This window comes from Curvibacter sp. GW821-FHT01G03 (genome assembly GCF_059422285.1).
The window spans coordinates 1-943 of the sequence record NZ_JBWKWP010000054.1; the positions used below are offsets into that span (position 1 = coordinate 1).

Here is a 943-nt window from a genome sequence, read left to right on the forward strand (position 1 = left end):
CCTGGCCCAGTCCTCGGTCACGCTGTTCGGCGTGCTCGACCTCGCCTACGAAAACGTCAAGACCAACGCCGGCCGCGTCTCCGGCGTCTCCCCCTCCGGCAACAGCGCCAGCCGCCTCGGCTTTCGCGGTGTCGAAGACCTCGGCGGTGGCCTGAGCGCCGGCTTCTGGCTCGAAGGCGCCATCAACCCCGCCAGCGGCATCGGCAGCAGCGGCACCACCTCCAACAACCAAAAATCCGACATCGCCGCCGGCGGCCTCACCTTCAACCGCCGCTCCACCGTCAGCCTCGCCGGATCCTTCGGCGAGCTGCGCATCGGCCGCGACACCACCCCCAGCTGGCAGAACTACCTCAACGCCGACCCCTTCGCCGCCGCCGGCGTCGGCACCCTCATCCTCGACTACACCGGCTCCGCCGCCACCAACACCTTTGTGCGCGCCTCCAACTCGGTGGGCTACTTCCTGCCCGCCAACCTCGGCGGCATCTACGGCCAGGCCATGCTCGCCTTCGGCAACCAGCCCAGCAACGCCACCATCAACACCATCGACACCTCCAGCAACGGCCGCTACGCCGGCGCACGCCTGGGCTACCGCCAAGGCCCGCTCGATGTCGCCGCCGCCTACACCCGCACCACCTTTGCCGGCCTCACCCAGTCCTTGGGCAACAACGGCCTGGCCGGCCCCGGCACCTCGGGCGCAGCGGCCCCCCTGGCCGGTGACATGGCCGACACCAGCGTCTACGGCGCCTACGACTTTGGCCCTGCCAAGGTCATGGGCATCGTGGCTCAGCAAAAGCTCTCCAACGTGGCCACCACCGGCAACGACCTCAGCACCAAGGGCTGGAGCCTGGGCGTGAACGCCCCCGTGGGGGCCTTCAACGTGCTGGCCTCCCTTGGCCAGGTCAAGCTCGGCTCGGCCAAGGCCCAGAAGTTCGCCATCGGCGGC

The 943-nt window shown here is 69.6% G+C and carries 1 protein-coding gene; it reads left to right on the plus strand.

The window, feature by feature from the left end; translation table 11 throughout:
• Position 1: 1 nt before the first annotated feature.
• A partial coding sequence (locus AC07VS_RS28775; RefSeq protein WP_494752688.1) for a porin occupies positions 2 to 943 on the plus strand: 942 nt, incomplete at its 3' end.